The organism is Streptococcus sp. 3167, assembly GCF_013277175.1.
GTDB classification, from domain to species: Bacteria; Bacillota; Bacilli; order Lactobacillales; family Streptococcaceae; genus Streptococcus; species Streptococcus pseudopneumoniae.
Window position 1 is genome coordinate 1 of record NZ_VMML01000023.1, and the last position, 15,103, is coordinate 15,103.

Genomic DNA, 15,103 nt, shown 5'->3' on the forward strand with positions numbered 1-15,103 from the left:
CAACGTAGTTATAAAAGACAAAGGAGACGTAACCGTCACATTACCAAATGGAACAACTAAAGAAATTCCATCGACAGAAACCGTAGAGAAATCTAAGGTAGAGGTAACGCCAGTAGCAGACCCAGCGCATTTAACAGAAGCCGAAAAAGCCAAAGTTAAAGAAGCCGTTTCGAAAGCTAACCCAACAGCCACCAACGTAGTTGTAAAAGACAATGGAGACGTAACTGTCACATTACCAGATGGAACAACTAAAGAAATTCCATCGACAGAAACCGTAGAGAAATCTAAGGTAGAGGTAACGCCAGTAGCAGACCCAGCGCATTTAACAGAAGCCGAAAAAGCCAAAGTTAAAGAAGCCGTTTCGAAAGCTAACCCAACAGCCACCAACGTAGTTGTAAAAGACAATGGAGACGTAACTGTCACATTACCAGATGGAACAACTAAAGAAATTCCATCGACAGAAACCGTAGAGAAAAAATCTGGTAATAATAGTACTGATACTAGCAACAGTGGCAACACCAACAATGGAGCTACTACCAACCCTGCTGGCAGCAATAGCAACAGTGTGACACCAGATAACAGAGGCAATACTCCAGCCCCTGGTGTGACAATTGACAATAGTAGCAATACGACCCTTACTACTCCATCGTCTACTGTTGGACAGGCACAAGCAAGCACTTCGACTCAAGAAACGCCAGTTTCTACAAGCACTCCAAACAATTCAGGAACTACAGTGACTCCTAACGAGACTCGTCCTGTTGACAAGTCTGAGCTTGCTCGATTGGTTGAAGGATTGGAAAGTCGTTTGAAAGATTTGGATGATATAGATAGTACAATGCTTGAGTCAGCTAAAGCTCTTCTTACAGAGATTAAACAAGCTCTTAATGACGAAAGTTTGACAGAGTCCGATTTGCGTGATATTGTTAGAAGAGTGAGAGAGGTAATAGACTCCTTAAAAGGTGTGAAAGAAGACCAGCAAAATCAAGAAAAAGATCAGATGAAAGACGATAGTCAGACAACTACTGAATTTTCATATGTAGTAATGATTGGCAGTCTACTTGCCCTTCTTGGGCTCCTTCTCTTCCTCATCGCGCGTCGTAAGAAAGAGTCAGAACTCAAGAAATTGGTCAAGGAACTAAGCAAGCTTGAAGCAGAATTGGATTCTACAAATGTGGATACGAAAGTTCTCGACCAAGCACGAGAAGCTCTCGCTCAAGCAGTTGCTTTCCTAGCCAATGAGAAAGAGTCTGACCACACAGAAGACGAGTTGATTGAGAAACTCAAAGCGATTCTTGCTCAGCTAAGATAAGCGACATGTTGAAATATCGCAGGCGACCATAGAAGTTACTACATTGCTGGATAATGACGATAGGAAAAGTTAGTCGCAAACCTGTAGTGGGAATATACCAGCTTCTAGTGGGGAAGTGGTTCTGGGAACAGGACACCGTCTTTTAAATGGGAATGCTTCCTCCTCTAGTACAAGTAGAAGTCTTTGATGGTAGAGTAAGATAAAGAAGAAACACGAAACAAGTAAGATAGTTCATGAAATGGAACTGAAAATTGCTGGTGTGGACTCTTGAAGGAAGTAATGGATAGAAAGAAGTTGAAAAGCGTCTTTCTATCCATCTTTCTTTAGGAGTTGATGTAAGCGCTCTCTATCACTTGGTTTTGTCAGATGATTGTGCTCTCCATAACCAACCATACGTATATCATATATAGTAGATTGAAATAAGATATGAACAAAGAGATTGAGAAAGTCAAATTAATTTCTAGAAATATTTTAGAATCCGTAGCCTACTATTCTAGGCTCAATATACTACACTTAAAAAATATTTCTATTGATTAATAGGGATTATTGTGGTATAATCTAGGTAGATTAGAAGTCATCAAAGGTGCAGCAATGTATAACTAGGTGACCTTTTTTCATATAGTGGAGACTGTTAGAATGAATGTTGCCATATTTGAATTAACAAATTTCAAGGAATATATTCCTTGAAATATTGATATAGTTGATAAAATACGATTAGTTTATAATCCTGTGTTAGCACCTACTACGTTAAAAATGGCGATTGAACCTGCACTGACAGAAGAAGAATTGTATCAACATATGAAAGATAAATCTCATTGGGATTTTTCATATAATGTTGATGATGAATTTTATAAAAAGGATTGCGTAGATTTATGGTAAATTGGTTAATCGTCAGTATATTTTAGCTAAGTAAGCCTACTTATTTGATAGTTACCTTAGAAATTTCCTTCAAGAAATATTGGAGAGAATTGAAGTCTTTTTGAAAAAGAGTACCGCTGATGCTCTGACGCTTGGATACCAAAAAACTATTTATATTTTTGAAGACGATGATTTATATTTTTCTGAACAATCTAAATACTGCAAGGATAACCCTAAACGTCAGGATACTGTCTTGAAAACAAAGTATCATTTATCGCGGTTTATTTTTGAAAAACAAGATGATTCCATAGTAAAGAATCAGATTAGACAATATGGTGTTGTGTTGCCTTGGACTGTTTTTCGTTTAATGACATTTGGAAATATATCATCATTTCTTGTCGCCTTACAACCAGGTTATCGAAATAAGGTTGCTGCTTATATTAGTTTGCTCTTGTATAAGGATGATAAAATTCCAGCTAAAATCTTATTGTCCTGGTGTAATGCACTTCGATATCTTAGAAATATATGCTCATATAATGGCAGATTATATGAACGCTTACACCATACCTTACCTGCTCTTCATCATTCTGATAAGGAGTTATTGGAGACAAACTCAGAGAATGATGATAAGACATTATTTATTTATTTTATAGCAATGAGACATCTTATTTTGTCCATGTCCCTAGAAACCCAGAATTTTTGGAATAAAAAATACAAAATTTACTAGAAGAAGGAAGTAGAGAACAAGTTGATTTGAGACACTACGGTCTTCCAGAGGACTGGGTGAACTTATTGACAATTAAGAATAGGATAATCTCTTAGATAGATAATTATTGGAAAGAATAAGATAGTATGGAGGTCTAGTATAAAACAAAATAAAGGGCACAAAACTTTTTTATTCTGTGTTGTGCCTTGAGTGAAACAAAAGGAATAAATTATAACAATGAAAAAAGTTGCCATTATTGGAGCAGGAATTGTGGGGACAACAGCTGCCTACTACCTCTCGAAAGAAAGTGACCTAGAGGTAGCCGTCTTTGACCATGGACAAGGTCAGGCTACCAAGGCTGCAGCAGGAATTATCAGTCCTTGGTTTTCCAAACGCCGCAATAAAGCTTGGTACAAAATGGCGCGCTTGGGGGCTGATTTTTATGTGGATTTATTAGCTGATTTAGAGAAATCAGGGCAAGAAATCGACTTTTACCATCGTTCGGGAGTCTTTCTCCTGAAAAAGGATGAATCCAAGTTGGAAGAACTCTATGAATTAGCCCTCCAGCGCAGAGAAGAATCTCCCTTGATAGGGCAATTAGCCATTCTGGACCAAGCATCATCTAATGAATTATTCCCTGGTTTGCAGGGATTTGACCGTCTGCTCTATGCTTCTGGTGGAGCGAGAGTAGATGGCCAACTTTTAGTGACTCGTTTGCTGGAATCCAGTCATGTCAAGCTGGTCAAAGAAAAAGTGACTCTGACACCGTTAGCATCAGGCTACCAGATTGGTGAAGAGGAGTTTGAGCAGGTTATTTTGGCGACGGGAGCTTGGTTGGGGGATATGTTAGAACCCTTGGGTTATGCTGTGGATGTCCGTCCTCAGAAAGGACAGCTCCGAGATTATCAGCTGGCCCAAGACATGGAATTTTACCCTGTTGTCATGCCAGAAGGGGAATGGGATTTGATTCCTTTTGCAGGTGGCAAATTGTCCCTAGGTGCTACCCATGAAAATGATATGGGATTTGATTTGACGGTAGATGAAATCTTGCTCCAGCAAATGGAGGAGGCAGCCTTACCTCACTATCCAGTTTTAGCTAGAGCGACTTCAAGGGCTGAGCGTGTGGGAATCCGTGCCTATACTAGTGATTTCTCTCCTTTCTTTGGGCCAGTGCCAGAATTGGCAGGTGTCTACGCTGCTAGTGGACTAGGTTCATCAGGCCTCACAACTGGTCCTATTATTGGTTACCACCTAGCTCAATTGGTCAAAGGCAAGGAGTTGACTTTGAACCCTGAAAACTACCCAATTGAAAACTATGTCAAACCGGTAAAAAGCGAATAATACTCAATGAAAATCAAAAAACAAACTAGGAAACTAGCAGCGGGCTGCTCAAAGCACTGCTTTGAGGTTGTGGATAGAACTGACGAAGTCAGCTTAAAACACTGTTTTGAGGTTGTGGATGGAACTGACGAAGTCAGCTTAAAACACTGTTTTGAGGTTGTGGATGGAACTGATGAAGTCAGTAACCATACCCATGGCAAGGCGAAGCTGACGTTGTTTGAAGAGATTTTCGAAGAGTATAAGCATTTTACTGAAATTTTATCTTACCCTCTAGGATGGCAAATGACATTCCCTATCAAAAATGGTAAAATAAGAAAAAATAATCCGAGAATCGAGGAATTAAGATGCAAGAAAAGATTTTGCTAACGGGTGGAGCAGGTTTTATCGGAACCCACACTGTTATTGAGTTAATCCAAGCAGGTCATCAGGTTGTTGTGGTGGATAACCTTGTCAACAGCAATCGCAAAAGTTTAGAAGTTGTTGAGAAAATTACAGGAGTTGAAGTACCTTTCTATGAGGCAGATATCCGTGATATAGATACTCTTCGTGACATTTTCAAACAAGAAGAACCAACAGGGGTCATTCACTTTGCTGGCTTGAAGGCTGTTGGAGAATCTACTCGTATTCCTCTTGCCTACTATGACAACAATATCGCAGGAACTCTTAGCCTTTTGAAAGCTATGGAAGAAGCCAACTGTAAGAACATCATTTTCAGTTCTTCTGCGACAGTTTACGGGGATCCTCATACAGTGCCAATCCTGGAAGATTTCCCACTTTCAGTGACCAATCCATACGGTCGTACCAAGCTCATGCTAGAGGAAGTTTTGATAGATATCTACAAGGCAGACTCAGAATGGAATGTGGTCTTGCTTCGTTATTTCAACCCAATCGGAGCCCATGAAAGTGGAGACCTAGGAGAAAATCCAAACGGTATTCCAAACAACCTCTTGCCATATGTGACTCAAGTAGCTGTTGGGAAATTAGAGCAAGTGCAAGTGTTTGGAGACGATTACGATACCGAAGATGGAACTGGTGTTCGTGACTATATCCACGTTGTCGATTTGGCTAAAGGTCACGTCGCAGCTCTGAAAAAAATCCAAAAAGGTTCAGGCCTAAACGTTTATAACCTTGGAACAGGTAAAGGCTACTCAGTTCTTGAAATTATCCAAAATATGGAAAAAGCAGTGGGACGCCCAATTCCTTACCGCATCGTAGACCGTCGCCCAGGGGATATCGCAGCCTGCTATTCAGATCCTGCAAAAGCCAAAGCAGAACTAGGCTGGGAAGCAGAACTCGGCATCACCCAAATGTGTGAAGATACATGGCGTTGGCAAAGCAAGCATCCAAATGGATTTGAAGACTAAGATGGTGATGTCAATCATTGTCCCCTGCTTAAACGAAGAGGAAGTACTTCCTCTTTTTTATCAGGCTCTGGAAGATTTGATTCCAGATTTGGAAACAGAAATCGAGTATGTCTTTGTCGAGGATGGATCGAACGATGGAACCTTGGAACTTTTAAAGGCCTATCGGGAGCAAAATCCGGCAGTGCATTATCTTTCTTTCTCTCGAAATTTTGGCAAAGAAGCAGCCCTTTATGCAGGCTTGCAATATGCGACAGGAGATTTGGTGGTGGTGATGGATGCAGACCTCCAAGATCCTCCTAGTATGTTGCTTGAGATGAAAAACTTACTAGACCAGAATGCAGATTTGGACTGTGTTGGAACACGGAGAACTAGTCGGGAGGGAGAACCCTTCTTTCGCAGTTTTTGTGCTAATCTCTTTTACCGCCTTATGCAAAAAATTAGTCCAGTAGCCCTGCCATCAGGTGTCCGTGATTTTCGCATGATGAGACGGTCTGTAGTCGATGCCATTTTAAGCTTGACCGAGTCCAATCGTTTTTCAAAGGGGCTCTTCGCCTGGGTGGGTTTCAAAACCTACTATTTGGACTATCCAAATGTCGAAAGGCAGGCTGGCAAGACCAGTTGGAGTTTGAGGCAACTTTTTTTCTACTCCATTGAAGGGATTGTTAATTTTTCAGATTTTCCCCTGATTATCGCCTTTGTGGCGGGACTCCTATCTTGTTTTATTTCTTTTGTGATGACTGTTTTTGTGGTGTTTCGGACCCTTATCTTGGGCAATCCGACATCTGGTTGGACCTCTCTGATGGCTGTTATTCTCTTTCTTGGAGGCATTCAACTCTTGACTATTGGGATTCTCGGTAAATATATCAGTAAGATTTATTTGGAGACTAAAAAAAGACCACTTTATCTTATCAAAGAAAAAAGTTATCATAGATCATGAAAAAGTAGGAATTATCTGGCGCAGTCACTTTTTTGTAATTATAATTCTTTTGGTCTGGAACTTGAGTGATTTTTAAAAAAATTAGGGATTTGACATGATATAAATGAACTATGTGGAATAAATTTACTGCAAAGACGATAACTTAATAAATAAAACATTCAGGAGGGTTATTTTATGCTAAGTAAAGAGGATTATACTGAAGAAATCGGGCTAATAAAGAAACAAAATTATGTAGAGGTTGAACTGTATCCTTTAGTTGCTGATATAATTAAGCCAACTTTAAAAGATAGTTTATCAAAAAGATATGTCTTCGGAAGACAAAGAAGGGGTTTGGGACAAATTTATTATGGTCTAAGTAATTTTCCTGATATAGTTATTTTAGATAAGACTTATGAAAACAAATCTAGGAAAAGTATAAAAATTGAAGAATGGAAGGAACTTCGAGGATGCGTGGAAGTTAAGAATTTAAATTATAGTTTAATTACAGAGGAAAAAATCAAATCAACCATATCGAACAGTTTTGAACATATAACTGGAGAGATGGGACAACTTATTGGAGACCTTTTATGGTATAAAAAAGTAATTTATACAAATGGAATTGAATGGAGATTTCTAAGTTTAGATGACAAGGAAGAGATAGATAATACAATTGTTGAAGTAGTTAACAAAAGAATAGAAACAGAAGAAGCGGGAAATTCTTTTGATTGGTGGAAGAATATTAAAGATTTATCGTTCAATTATACGGATATATGCCTATCTAAAGATTGTAGACGAGAGTGGAATGAATTTGTAAAAAGGGTAAAGGAAATAGAATGGTAGAAGTCTATTCTCATTGAGGAATTTAGATTATAAGTTGCAGTAAGATTTATCTGGAGACTAAAAAAAGACCACTTTATCTCGTTAAAGAAAAAAGTGATCTTCCTGATTTTACAGAAAAAAATAAAGTGAAAAGACTATAATTTTACATGGAAATATGCTAAACTAGAAAGAGTGAAACGTTCTTGTCAATTTACTATGAGAGATTAGTGTTGATCTTTAATCAAGGCACGTGTCGGACAGTTTCTAACAGCCTCTAAGACATCCTGACTAGGAGAAATTTCTTTTTCCAGTTGGTCAGGATTATCGTAAAAACGCACGATTCCATTATCGTGGTAATCAAATAAGTCAGAATAAGTTTGGCAAAGCCCACAGGCGATGCATCGTTCAGGTATAAGTGTGATTTTCATGTTCATATTTATATTGTAATAAGAAAAGTAAAAAAAAACAAGGAGTAAGGTATGGCAAAAGAACCGTGGCAAGAAGATATTTATGATCAAGAAGAAGCAAGAGCAGAGCGTCGGCATCGAAACCACGGAGGGGCTGATAGGATGGCTAATCGTATTTTGACGATCCTAGCTAGTATTTTTTTTGTAATTGTGGTGGTGATGGTCATCGTTCTCATCTATCTATCATCGGGGGGGAGTAATCGCACAGCAGCCTTAAAAGACTTTCATGATTCTGATGCAAGTGTAGTACAAATCTCATCTTCAAGCAGTTCTCAGCCTGAGCAGAGTTCAGAGCCAGAATCTACTTCTAGTAGTTCAGAAGAAGCTGCTAATCCTGAAGGAACGATTAAAGTTCTCGCAGGAGAAGGGGAAGCAGCTATTGCCGCTCGTGCAGGAATCTCCATTGCTCAGTTAGAGGCCTTGAATCCTGGGCACATGGCTACAGGATCTTGGTTTGCTAATCCAGGTGATGTTATAAAAATAAAATAGGAGCCGATATGAAAACAATTCAAATTGCTATTGATGGTCCTGCTTCCAGCGGTAAGAGTACGGTCGCAAAGATTATTGCTAAGGATTTTGGATTCACCTACCTTGATACAGGAGCTATGTATCGTGCAGCGACCTATATGGCTCTTAAGAACCAATTAGGAGTTGAAGAAGTCGAAGCCCTTCTAACCTTGTTGGACCAGCATCCAATCAGCTTTGGACGTTCAGAAACTGGAGACCAGCTTGTTTTTGTAGGAGATGTGGATATTACCCATCCTATCCGTGAAAATGAAGTGACCAATCATGTTTCTGCTATTGCAGCAATTCCTCAAGTGCGTGAGAAACTAGTTTCTCTCCAACAAGAAATTGCCCAGCAAGGTGGGATTGTCATGGATGGTCGCGATATTGGAACTGTTGTATTGCCACAAGCAGAATTGAAAATTTTCCTAGTAGCTTCTGTTGATGAGAGAGCAGGGCGCCGTTACAAGGAAAATATTGCCAAGGGAATTGAAACAGACCTTGAAACCCTAAAAAAGGAAATTGCTGCGCGTGACTACAAGGATAGTCATCGGGAGACTTCTCCTCTTAAACAAGCAGAGGACGCTGTCTATCTTGATACAACTGGCTTGAACATTCAAGAAGTAGTTGAAAAAATCAAATCAGAAGCTGAAAAAAGAATGTAAATGTAGAAAAGCCGATAGATGGATATCGGTTTTTTTCTAAATTTGTCAAAATGCTGATTTTAGGGTATAATAGTTGCTGTTCGAGAAATTTTGATTTTCAAAGAATAGTGAATGATGATAAGGAGAAACTATGAACAATTTACCAAATTGTCCAAAATGTAACTCAGAGTATGTCTACGAAGACGGTGCCCTACTGGTTTGCCCAGAGTGTGCTCATGAGTGGAATCCTGCTGAAGTTGCAGAAGCAGAAGAAGGTCTTGTCGCTATCGATGCCAACGGAAATAAATTGGCTGATGGTGATACAGTAACTCTCATCAAGGACTTGAAAGTAAAAGGTGCGCCAAAAGATTTGAAACAAGGGACGCGCGTGAAAAATATCCGCATCGTAGAAGGCGACCACAATATCGACTGTAAGATTGATGGTTTTGGTGCCATGAAACTCAAATCAGAGTTTGTGAGGAAGATTTAAGCATGTCAAAACACTATAAACTTGTATTTTATAGCCGTATCTTCTTGTTTCTAGCGGCTTTTACGGGAGTTTATCTTGAAATTACTAAGCATGGTGGTTTTGGGATGCTTCTCTATTACACGGTTCTGTCCAACCTCTTGGTAACTATTTTTACCCTTTATCTTCTAAAGGTTATGAGCCGTGTAGGTGAAAATTGGCAAAGGCCAAGTCTCTTGCGCTTAAAAGGTGGGGTCACCATGAGTATCATGATTACCTGTGTGATTTACCATTTCCTCTTGGCGCCCATTGCGACTAATTTCTATACCCTAGAAAATTTCCTTTGCCACTATATCGTTCCCATCTGGTTTTTAGCGGATACCCTCTTTTTTGACAAACAGGGTCAATATAAGATTTGGGATCCAGCAGTGTGGACCATTTTACCCTTGCTGTATATGATGTTTGCTCTTTTTAATGGCTTGGTTCTAAAACTCAATATTCCAAATGCCAAGGATAATCCTTTCCCTTACTTCTTTTTAAATGTGAACAAGGGTTGGGATGTCGTATTCAAGTGGTGTCTGATTATCTTTGTTGCCTATATGGTAGCAGGATTTATCTTCTACTTTATTAAGCAAATCAAGAGAAAGTCATTCTAATACTCTTCGAAAATCTCTTCAAACTACGTCAGTTTCCATCTGCAACCTCAACACACTGTTTTGAGCAGCCTGCGGCTAGCTTCCTAGTTTGCTCTTTGATTTTCATTGAGTATAAGACACAAGGGATTCATTTTCGAGTTTGAGAAGGAGTCTGTGTACCAATGAGGCTTCTTCTTTTCTTGCTTTTTTGATAACTATCAAAAAAGTAGAAGATTAAGAGAAATATAGAAAGAGATTTCATGAAACAATTTTTAGAACGGGCCAGCATTTTGGCTCTCTCCCTCGTTTTGATTGCCTCCTTTTCCATTTCGAGTGCCCTACCAGCCATGTTTGACTATTATCAGGGTTATTCTAAGGAACAAATTGAGCTCTTGGTGAGCTTGCCTTCCTTTGGAATCATGATGATGTTACTGCTAAATGGTTTCTTAGAAAAAATATTTCCTGAGCGCTTACAGATTAGTTTGGGCTTGCTGATTTTATCATTGAGCAGTACAGCTCCCTTCTGGTACCAAGCCTATCCCTTTGTCTTTGGGACACGGCTTCTTTTTGGTTTAGGTGTTGGGATGATCAATGCCAAGGCCATTTCTATTATCAGTGAACGCTATCAAGGAAAAAGGCGAATTCAGATGTTAGGGCTACGCGCTTCTGCAGAGGTCGTTGGAGCTTCTCTCATTACCTTGGCCGTCGGTCAGTTGTTGGCCTTTGGTTGGACAGCTATCTTTCTAGCCTATAGTGCTGGATTTTTGGTGCTGCCCCTTTATCTGCTCTTTGTCCCTTATGGAAAATCAAAGAAAGAAGTCAAGAAAAGAGCGAAGGAAGCAAGTCGTTTAACTCGAGAAATGAAAGGCTTGATTTTTACCCTAGCTATCGAAGCGGCAGCTGTAGTTTGTACCAATACAGCTATTACCATCCGTATTCCAAGTTTGATGGTGGAAAGAGGATTGGGGGATGCCCAGTTATCTAGTTTTGTTCTTAGTCTCATGCAGTTAATCGGGATTGTGGCTGGAGTGAGTTTTTCTTTCTTGATTTCTATCTTTAAAGAGAAACTGCTCCTCTGGTCTGGTATTACATTTGGCTTGGGGCAAATCGTGATTGCCTTGTCTCCATCCTTGTGGGTGGTAGTAGCAGGAAGTGTTCTGGCTGGATTTGCCTATAGTGTAGTCTTGACGACGGTCTTTCAACTTGTCTCTGAACGAATTCCAGCTAAACTCCTCAATCAAGCAACTTCATTTGCAGTTTTAGGCTGTAGTTTCGGAGCTTTTACGACCCCATTCATTCTAGGTGCAATAGGGTTACTAACGCACAATGGGATGCTGGTCTTTGCCATCTTAGGAGGTTGGTTGATTGTAACCTCTATCTTTGTCATGTACCTATTTCAAAAGAGAGCTTAGGATTGATTCCTAAGTTTTTCTTTTGATACTCAATGAAAATCAAAGAGCAAACTATAGTTGATTGAGTTTGGAATAGTACGCTGTAGCTGCTAAAACATTTCTAGAAATTAATTTGACTTTCCTAATAGAGTTATTCATATCTTATTTCAATCTACTATAGAAAGCTAGCCGCAGGTTGCTCAAAATAGTGTTTTGAGGTTGCAGATGGAAACTGACGTGGTTTGAAGAGATTTTCGAAGAGTATGAGATTTTTATACCCATACAATATTTGTTTTAGGTCCTTGTTTACAGACTAATTTCTTGATAAAATAGAGGTTATGACGAGATATAAAGCAACTATTTCCTATGATGGTTATGCCTTTGCTGGCTTTCAGCGCCAGCCTCATGCGCGTAGCGTTCAGGAAGAAATTGAAAAAACCTTGACCAGGTTAAATAAAGGGCAAGCTATTACTGTTCACGGTGCTGGTAGGACAGATAGTGGGGTTCATGCTCTGGGACAGGTGCTTCATTTTGACCTGCCTTATCAGATGGATGAGGAGAAACTCCGTTTTGCCTTGGATACCCAGTCTCCTGAAGATATTGATGTGATTTCGATTGAGCTTGTGGCAGATGATTTTCATTGCCGTTATGCCAAGCATAGCAAGACCTATGAGTTTATCGTGGATAGAGGACGTCCCAAAAATCCCATGCGCCGTCACTATGCCACCCACTTCCCTTACCCACTTGATGTGGAGAGGATGCAGGAGGCCGTCAAAAAGCTAGAAGGAACCCATGATTTCACTGGCTTTACAGCCTCTGGGACTAGTGTAGAGGATAAGGTTCGCACTATTACAGAAGCCAGTCTTAGGGTTGATGAGACAGGCCAGTTTTTGACTTTTACCTTTTCAGGAAATGGTTTCTTGTATAAACAGATTCGCAATATGGTGGGGACACTGCTCAAAATCGGCAACAAGCGTATGCCAGTAGAGCAGATTGACCTCATCTTGGAGAAAAAGGACAGGCAGCTTGCAGGTCCCACTGCAGCACCAAATGGTTTATATTTAAAGGAGATTCGTTATGAAGAATAATCGTATTTTAGCACTTTCTGGGAATGATATTTTTAGTGGTGGTGGTTTGTCAGCTGATTTGGCTACCTATACCTTGAACGGCTTGCATGGCTTTGTAGCAGTGACTTGTTTGACAGCCTTGACGGAAAAGGGCTTTGAAGTCTTTCCAACTGACGATACCATTTTTCAACATGAATTAGATAGCTTGCGTGATGTAGAATTTGCAGGGATTAAGATTGGTCTTCTACCAACTGTCAGTGTGGCTGAGAAGGCTTTGGACTTTATCAAGCAACGTCCAGGAGTGCCTGTGGTTTTGGATCCTGTCTTGGTCTGTAAGGAAACGCATGATGTAGCTGTCAGTGAACTCTGCCAAGAGTTGATTCGCTTTTTCCCTCATGTCAGTGTGATTACGCCTAATCTTCCTGAAGCAGAATTACTAGCTGGTCAGGAAATTAAAACCTTGGAAGACATGAAAACTGCAGCTCAGAAATTGCATGACTTAGGAGCGCCAGCAGTCATTATCAAGGGAGGCAATCGCCTTAGTCAGGACAAGGCTGTAGATGTCTTTTATGACGGACAAAACTTTACAGTCCTAGAAAATCCTGTCATCCAAGGGCAAAATGCTGGCGCAGGTTGTACCTTTGCCTCTAGCATTGCCAGTCGCTTGGTTAAAGGTGATGAACTTTTACCAGCAGTAGAAAGCTCTAAGACTTTCGTTTACCGTGCCATTGCACAAGCAGATCAGTATGGAGTAAGACAATATGAAGCAAACCAAAACAACTAAAATCGCCCTTGTATCCCTATTAACCGCCCTCTCTGTGGTTCTAGGTTATTTCTTAAAAATCCCAACACCGACAGGCATCCTAACTCTTTTAGATGCGGGTGTCTTCTTTACGGCCTTCTACTTTGGTAGTCGTGAAGGGGCTGTAGTCGGAGGACTGGCAGGTTTCTTGATTGACCTCTTATCAGGCTATCCTCAATGGATGTTCTTTAGCTTGGTCAATCATGGATTGCAGGGATTTTTCGCAGGATTTAAAGGAAAAACTCAGTGGTTAGGCCTTATCTTAGCAACGATTGCCATGGTAGGGGGTTACGCCTTGGGTTCTACATTGATGAATGGCTGGGCAGCAGCCCTACCAGAAATTCTACCAAATTTCATGCAAAATATGGTAGGGATGATTGTAGGATTTATTCTTAGTCAAAGTATCAAGAAGATTAAGTAAAGCGGCTGTGGAGAAAGTCCTAAAAATCAGAAAAAACGCATAGTATCAGGTATTGAAAACCTTGATACTATGCGTTTTATTGTGGGAAGATTTTTCTCATTTTTAGTGAAATTGAACTTTTTCTAACATCTTTTTATAGATTACTTCTTGATCAATTATCATTTCCATTGTTGTTTCTTGGGGTTTCATCCCTTGTCTTTGATAAAAGCGGAGAGCACCCTCGTTATCATTCCAGACACTTAGGGTTAGATTATGGCAGCCAATTTCTTTAGCATAATTGAGAGCGAATTGATAGAGTTGATTACCAATTTTTTGACCACGAGCATTTTGATCTACACATAAATCTTTGATAAAAAGGGTTTTGATTTCTTGGAGAACAGGATTATCTGTTTTATCTTTTATGGTACAAAATAGGTGTCCGAGAACTTGTCCCTTCTCATCTTCAAAAACAAAAATAGGGGTATGTTCTTGAGAGAGAATATTTTGCAACTCAGAGGAACTATATTTAGTCCCAGTTTGCTTAAAAATATCTGGTCGAGCTTGGTGGTGAAGCGTAAGGATTTGTTGTAATAAATCGAGTAATTTAGGAATATCTTCTTGTTTAGCTTTTCGAATAGTCATGAAGGTTCTTTTTATTGGCTTAGTCTATAAGAAAAGCTTTAGGAGCAATCATTTTTCTTTATGAAGAGTTCTTAAAATAATTAACTGTGTTGACATAATCCAAAGAATGAGAATACTCATGTCCAATAGAGAGACATTTCCGTAGTCGTAAAGGCTGGCTCGCAGAAGATTTGAGGAAGGGACGAAAGGGAGGGCACGGTAAAGATGGTTTACCCACTCAGGTAGTCGATCTGCAGGATACATGAGTGGTGAGAACATGAGTCCAATCATAAGAATTAGCTGCGACATAAGGGTTACTGTATTTGGAGAAAAGGTGTAGGCTATAGCAAATCCCAGACTAATCATAGTAAGACAAATCAGAAGCACAATAAAAACACCAAGAAAAGATGGATGGAGACGAACAGAAAAACGGACATACCCAAGTAGAATAGAAATAAAAACTCCCGGAAAAATGGCAATTAACCACATCCACAAGTCAGCGAGAGAAATGAATATCCTAGGGATGGGTAAGGCACGAATATAATCAAAATGCCCTTCCAACTTATCATTTGCTATAACAGGGGAGGAAATTGTACAACCCATGGAGATAATTCCAATTAAAACAGAACCAGACGAAAGATAGTAGGCAGTAGTCGAATCGATATCGCCAATAACTAGAGGGTAGCCAAAAAGAAGAGAAATGGATAAGAGGAGCTGTGCTAGTGTAAAAAGGATGAAAAGCTCTTTTTGGCGCAAGTAGTTCCAATGAAGTAAGTAAAAAAATTGAGTCATA

18 protein-coding genes and 3 pseudogenes are annotated in these 15,103 nt (G+C 39.7%); 18 read left to right on the forward strand and 3 right to left on the reverse strand.

Annotation, left to right across the window (positions count from 1 at the left end; genetic code table 11):
• From HT678_RS11280 to HT678_RS03690, 10 genes and pseudogenes are all read left to right on the forward strand, one after another.
• Positions 1-1,309 (forward strand): hypothetical protein (locus HT678_RS11280; RefSeq protein ID WP_188110176.1); only part of this gene is annotated, 1,309 nt, incomplete at its 5' end.
• A gap of 753 nt (positions 1,310-2,062) precedes the next feature.
• Positions 2,063-2,188, forward strand: coding sequence for a hypothetical protein (locus HT678_RS11710; protein WP_014017312.1), 126 nt, complete (start codon positions 2,063-2,065; stop codon positions 2,186-2,188).
• 79 nt (positions 2,189-2,267) lie between these two features.
• A complete protein-coding gene (locus HT678_RS11460) occupies positions 2,268-2,894 on the forward strand; it encodes an Abi family protein (protein WP_007284783.1) in 627 nt (208 codons plus the stop codon).
• 216 nt (positions 2,895-3,110) lie between these two features.
• Complete coding sequence (locus HT678_RS03665) at positions 3,111-4,214, forward strand: FAD-dependent oxidoreductase (protein WP_000754684.1); 1,104 nt, start codon at positions 3,111-3,113, stop codon at positions 4,212-4,214.
• Positions 4,215-4,220: 6 nt separating this feature from the next.
• Positions 4,221-4,580 carry a hypothetical protein gene (locus HT678_RS03670; protein WP_172924601.1) on the forward strand — a complete coding sequence of 120 codons (360 nt, stop codon included), beginning with the start codon at positions 4,221-4,223 and terminating at the stop codon, positions 4,578-4,580.
• A complete protein-coding gene (galE, locus tag HT678_RS03675) occupies positions 4,559-5,578 on the forward strand; it encodes a UDP-glucose 4-epimerase GalE (protein WP_001156507.1) in 1,020 nt (339 codons plus the stop codon). Before HT678_RS03670 ends, galE begins: the two co-directional genes overlap by 22 nt.
• A gap of 7 nt (positions 5,579-5,585) precedes the next feature.
• Positions 5,586-6,137: pseudogene (locus tag HT678_RS11900) on the forward strand (glycosyltransferase family 2 protein); the annotation flags it as partial.
• 186 nt (positions 6,138-6,323) lie between these two features.
• Positions 6,324-6,515: pseudogene (locus HT678_RS11905) on the forward strand (glycosyltransferase); the annotation flags it as partial.
• 174 nt (positions 6,516-6,689) lie between these two features.
• On the forward strand, positions 6,690-7,334 hold the full coding sequence (locus HT678_RS03685) for a hypothetical protein (RefSeq protein WP_000949237.1): 645 nt from the start codon (positions 6,690-6,692) through the stop codon (positions 7,332-7,334).
• Positions 7,335-7,372: 38 nt separating this feature from the next.
• A pseudogene (locus tag HT678_RS03690) lies at positions 7,373-7,474 on the forward strand (group 2 glycosyl transferase); the annotation flags it as partial.
• Between the two features lie 63 nt (positions 7,475-7,537).
• Here HT678_RS03690 and HT678_RS03695 read toward each other — a convergent pair.
• Positions 7,538-7,741: a ferredoxin gene (locus HT678_RS03695; RefSeq protein WP_161802646.1), complete on the reverse strand. Its 204-nt coding sequence runs from the start codon at positions 7,739-7,741 to the stop codon at positions 7,538-7,540.
• 51 nt (positions 7,742-7,792) lie between these two features.
• Here HT678_RS03695 and HT678_RS03700 point away from each other — a divergent pair, with 51 nt between their 5' ends.
• The 8 genes from HT678_RS03700 (at position 7,793) to HT678_RS03735 (ending at position 13,710) form a co-directional block, all read left to right on the forward strand.
• The gene (locus HT678_RS03700) at positions 7,793-8,269 is read left to right on the forward strand and encodes an SAG1386/EF1546 family surface-associated protein (protein ID WP_001040899.1); all 477 of its coding nucleotides are present in this window, start codon (positions 7,793-7,795) and stop codon (positions 8,267-8,269) included.
• A gap of 8 nt (positions 8,270-8,277) precedes the next feature.
• Positions 8,278-8,949, forward strand: a complete 672-nt coding sequence (gene cmk / locus HT678_RS03705) for a (d)CMP kinase (protein WP_000849384.1) — start codon at positions 8,278-8,280, stop codon at positions 8,947-8,949.
• Between the two features lie 130 nt (positions 8,950-9,079).
• Entirely contained in the window at positions 9,080-9,418 is a 339-nt protein-coding gene (locus tag HT678_RS03710) for a zinc ribbon domain-containing protein YjdM (protein WP_001061585.1), read from the forward strand.
• A 2-nt stretch (positions 9,419-9,420) separates the two neighbouring features.
• Complete coding sequence (locus HT678_RS03715) at positions 9,421-10,050, forward strand: Pr6Pr family membrane protein (protein ID WP_000033949.1); 630 nt, start codon at positions 9,421-9,423, stop codon at positions 10,048-10,050.
• 239 nt (positions 10,051-10,289) lie between these two features.
• Positions 10,290-11,441 (forward strand): MFS transporter, encoded by a 1,152-nt coding sequence (locus HT678_RS03720; protein WP_172924602.1) that lies wholly within the window; start codon positions 10,290-10,292, stop codon positions 11,439-11,441.
• A 317-nt stretch (positions 11,442-11,758) separates the two neighbouring features.
• A complete protein-coding gene (gene truA / locus HT678_RS03725; protein ID WP_000199191.1) occupies positions 11,759-12,508 on the forward strand; it encodes a tRNA pseudouridine(38-40) synthase TruA in 750 nt (249 codons plus the stop codon).
• Positions 12,498-13,271 carry a bifunctional hydroxymethylpyrimidine kinase/phosphomethylpyrimidine kinase gene (locus tag HT678_RS03730; protein WP_000794760.1) on the forward strand — a complete coding sequence of 258 codons (774 nt, stop codon included), beginning with the start codon at positions 12,498-12,500 and terminating at the stop codon, positions 13,269-13,271. The genes truA and HT678_RS03730 overlap by 11 nt, the downstream gene beginning before the upstream one ends.
• On the forward strand, positions 13,249-13,710 hold the full coding sequence (locus HT678_RS03735; protein ID WP_000814989.1) for an ECF transporter S component: 462 nt from the start codon (positions 13,249-13,251) through the stop codon (positions 13,708-13,710). Before HT678_RS03730 ends, HT678_RS03735 begins: the two co-directional genes overlap by 23 nt.
• 102 nt (positions 13,711-13,812) lie before the next feature.
• Here HT678_RS03735 and HT678_RS03740 read toward each other — a convergent pair whose 3' ends face one another.
• Both HT678_RS03740 and HT678_RS03745 read right to left on the reverse strand, forming a co-directional pair.
• A complete protein-coding gene (locus tag HT678_RS03740; RefSeq protein WP_000155489.1) occupies positions 13,813-14,331 on the reverse strand; it encodes a GNAT family N-acetyltransferase in 519 nt (172 codons plus the stop codon).
• Positions 14,332-14,379: 48 nt separating this feature from the next.
• A complete protein-coding gene (locus HT678_RS03745) occupies positions 14,380-15,102 on the reverse strand; it encodes an ABC transporter permease (RefSeq protein ID WP_172924603.1) in 723 nt (240 codons plus the stop codon).
• Position 15,103 lies beyond the last annotated feature (1 nt).

Bases quoted from the DNA above. Each gene is read 5' to 3' on its own strand.
- HT678_RS11710 (WP_014017312.1), top strand. From the start codon at position 2,063: ATGGCGATTGAACCTGCACTGACAGAAGAAGAATTGTATCAACATATG.
- HT678_RS03665 (WP_000754684.1), top strand. From the start codon at position 3,111: ATGAAAAAAGTTGCCATTATTGGAGCAGGAATTGTGGGGACAACAGCT.
- HT678_RS03670 (WP_172924601.1), top strand. From the start codon at position 4,221: ATGAAAATCAAAAAACAAACTAGGAAACTAGCAGCGGGCTGCTCAAAG.
- galE (WP_001156507.1), top strand. From the start codon at position 4,559: ATGCAAGAAAAGATTTTGCTAACGGGTGGAGCAGGTTTTATCGGAACC.
- HT678_RS03685 (WP_000949237.1), top strand. From the start codon at position 6,690: ATGCTAAGTAAAGAGGATTATACTGAAGAAATCGGGCTAATAAAGAAA.
- HT678_RS03695 (WP_161802646.1), bottom strand. From the start codon at position 7,741: ATGAAAATCACACTTATACCTGAACGATGCATCGCCTGTGGGCTTTGC.
- HT678_RS03700 (WP_001040899.1), top strand. From the start codon at position 7,793: ATGGCAAAAGAACCGTGGCAAGAAGATATTTATGATCAAGAAGAAGCA.
- cmk (WP_000849384.1), top strand. From the start codon at position 8,278: ATGAAAACAATTCAAATTGCTATTGATGGTCCTGCTTCCAGCGGTAAG.
- HT678_RS03710 (WP_001061585.1), top strand. From the start codon at position 9,080: ATGAACAATTTACCAAATTGTCCAAAATGTAACTCAGAGTATGTCTAC.
- HT678_RS03715 (WP_000033949.1), top strand. From the start codon at position 9,421: ATGTCAAAACACTATAAACTTGTATTTTATAGCCGTATCTTCTTGTTT.
- HT678_RS03720 (WP_172924602.1), top strand. From the start codon at position 10,290: ATGAAACAATTTTTAGAACGGGCCAGCATTTTGGCTCTCTCCCTCGTT.
- truA (WP_000199191.1), top strand. From the start codon at position 11,759: ATGACGAGATATAAAGCAACTATTTCCTATGATGGTTATGCCTTTGCT.
- HT678_RS03730 (WP_000794760.1), top strand. From the start codon at position 12,498: ATGAAGAATAATCGTATTTTAGCACTTTCTGGGAATGATATTTTTAGT.
- HT678_RS03735 (WP_000814989.1), top strand. From the start codon at position 13,249: ATGAAGCAAACCAAAACAACTAAAATCGCCCTTGTATCCCTATTAACC.
- HT678_RS03740 (WP_000155489.1), bottom strand. From the start codon at position 14,331: ATGACTATTCGAAAAGCTAAACAAGAAGATATTCCTAAATTACTCGAT.
- HT678_RS03745 (WP_172924603.1), bottom strand. From the start codon at position 15,102: ATGACTCAATTTTTTTACTTACTTCATTGGAACTACTTGCGCCAAAAA.